Consider the following 2,565-nt stretch of genomic DNA (forward strand, 5'->3'; position numbering starts at 1 on the left):
CTCACTCGCCAACATAAACCGCGCGACCGGCCTCTCCCTGACCTTCAGCGCCGGACCGTAGCCCCTACCGCGCGAGCGGTTTAGTCCTGCGACCCGAAGAAGCCGGTCATCGAAATACACTTCCGAGGTCCGCTTATGGCGCACAGTAGCCAATCGTCGAACCTGAACGCTTTCGATGTCTGTCACGCGATGTCGCCGAAACGCAATTGCGTTTTGAGGTAGTTCAGAAAAGCTTGCAGCTTGGGCGAGGGAACCAGCTCTCGCGGAAACAGTGCATTCAAATCCTGGGGTGGACCTATCCATTCGGGCAGCACTCTCAGTAAGCGCCCCGCCTCGACTTCGGGAGCCATGCTGGCATCCATAGCCAGCAACAAGATGGTCGCGGCGAAACTGCGAGTTACTGAGCAAACTGTCTCGAAGTGGCGTGCGCGCTACGTGACGCACCGGCTCGATGGTCTGCTCGACGCGCCGCGTCCGGGTGCGCCCAGATCGATCGAAGACGCGCGTGTCGATGCCGTGATTGCGAAGACGCTGGAGTCTGTACCTGCGGGAGCAACGCACTGGAGTACGCGCACGATGGCTCGGGATGAGTCTTTCGCAGACTGCGGTGTCGCGGATCTGGCGAACTTTCGGCCTGCAGCCGCATCGGCAGGAAACCTTCAAACTTTCGAGCGATCCGCTGTTCGTCGACAAGGTTCGCGACATCGTCGGCCTGTACCTCGATCCGCCACTCAAGGCGATGGTGCTGTGTGTTGACGAGAAGAGCGAGATCCAGGCTCTGGGTCGTACCCAGCCCATATTGCCGTTGGCACCCGTCATCCCCGAGCGCCGTACTCACGACTATATGCACCACGGCACCACCACCTTGTTCGCCGCGCTGGACATTGCCACTGGCGAAGTCATCGGTGAATTGCACCGTCGCCATCGCAGTAGTGAATTCCTGCATTTCCTGCGCACGATCGCAGCCAGCGTTCCCACCGATCTGGAGGTTCATCTGATGATGGACAACTACGGCAGGCATAAGACGCCTTCGATCAAAAACTGGTTCGCTCAACACCAGCGGTTCCATATTCATTTCACCCCAACGTCGGCATCGTAGCTCAATCAGGTGGAACGCTGGTTTGCTACGCTTACCGAGAAATACATCCGACGTGGCACGCATCGATCGACGCGACAACTTGAAGAAGCGATCCGGCATTATCTCTACGTCAACAACGCGAATCCCCGACCGTTCGTCTGGAGCAAGTCGGCCGATGAAATTCTCGCGGGACTCGAACAGTTTTGCGCACGGGTATGAACAACATCGGGATGAACGCCATGAACATCAATACAGCTGCCATTGACGACGCCGTTCTCGCACTCTTGCATTTGACCTTGCATGACCACAACCGAGCTAAAGTCGGAAGTGGTGTACGGGGGAGTTGAGGCGGGAAGTTGAAGGCGGTGGAGGTTTCAGCTGAGAATCTGATTGTCGAAGTCGGAATCCAGCAAACATCAAACCATCCACCATGAGCAAGGATACGGAAAAAGCAGTCTTCGGTCTATCGGGAGTCGGGCTTGGTCTGGACGAATTGGTTCGTCACGGGGCGCGGCAAGTGATTCAACAAGCGATCGAAGCGGAGCTGTCAGAACTGATGGAGCGGTTCGCGAACGTCAAGACGTTGCACGGACAACGCGCCGTGGTGCGCAACGGCTACCTGCCAGAGCGCGAGGTGTTGACGGCCGCCGGGCCGATTGCGGTGAAGGTGCCGAAGGTACGCGATCGATCGGGATCGGGCGTGAAGTTCAATTCGACGATCGTGCCGCCGTATGTGAGGAAGTCGCCCCGTGTGAGCGCAGCGCTGCCCTGGCTGTATCTGAAGGGCATCTCGACGGGCGACATGGGCGAAGCGTTGAGCGTGCTGCTGGGCGATGACGCCAAGGGCTTGTCGGCCAACGTGGTGAGCCGGCTTAAGGCGCAATGGGCCGACGAGCATGTGGCTTGGAGCCGGCGTGACATGTCCGAGTCGCACTACGTCTATTGGTGGGTCGACGGCATTCACACGGGGCTGCGCAGCGAGAACTCCGATGGGCAATGCTTGCGGGTCATCATCGGCGTGAAACCGGACGGGAGCAAAGAACGCGTAGCGATCGGCGATGGGTATCGCGAGACGAAAGCGTCGTGGCTGGAGCTGCTGCTCGACCTGAAAAAGCGCGGTCTGAAGGCAGGCCCACGGCTAGCAATCGGGGACGGCGCTATGGGCTTCTGGGCGGCGCTGGAAGAGGTGTTTCCGACCACACGTGGCCAGCGCTGTTGGTTTCACAAGATGGGCAACGTGCTGAACGCGCTGCCCAAATCGCAACAGGCACGCGCGAAGGCCGATATGCAATCGATCTGCATGGCCGCGACCCACGCCGACGCGCATGCTGCGTTTGATCTTTTCGTGTCGATCTATGCGGCGAAATATCCAAAGGCGACCGAGACGTTGAACAGACGATCCGCGCGTTCTTGTTCGCGAGTGCAACCGCAGCGACATTCGCGTTTCGCCGCTGCAGCAGGCCATGTAGCCAGCCGCTCTTGCATTC

Annotated in this window: 1 protein-coding gene and 2 pseudogenes; 2 read left to right on the forward strand and 1 reads right to left on the reverse strand. The window is 59.1% G+C overall.

Annotated features, from left to right (window positions below):
• Nucleotides 1-182 precede the first annotated feature (182 nt).
• On the reverse strand, nt 183-350 hold the full coding sequence (locus F4827_RS34770; protein ID WP_183733967.1) for a hypothetical protein: 168 nt from the start codon (nt 348-350) through the stop codon (nt 183-185).
• A gap of 19 nt (nt 351-369) precedes the next feature.
• Here F4827_RS34770 and F4827_RS34775 point away from each other — a divergent pair.
• Nucleotides 370-1,297, forward strand: a pseudogene (locus tag F4827_RS34775) (IS630 family transposase); the annotation flags it as partial.
• Nucleotides 1,298-1,508: 211 nt separating this feature from the next.
• A pseudogene (locus F4827_RS34780) lies at nt 1,509-2,474 on the forward strand (IS256 family transposase); the annotation flags it as partial.
• Between the last annotated feature and the right edge of the window lie 91 nt (nt 2,475-2,565).

It is taken from the genome of Paraburkholderia bannensis (assembly GCF_014200455.1).
In the GTDB taxonomy this organism is placed as follows: domain Bacteria; phylum Pseudomonadota; class Gammaproteobacteria; order Burkholderiales; family Burkholderiaceae; genus Paraburkholderia; species Paraburkholderia bannensis_A.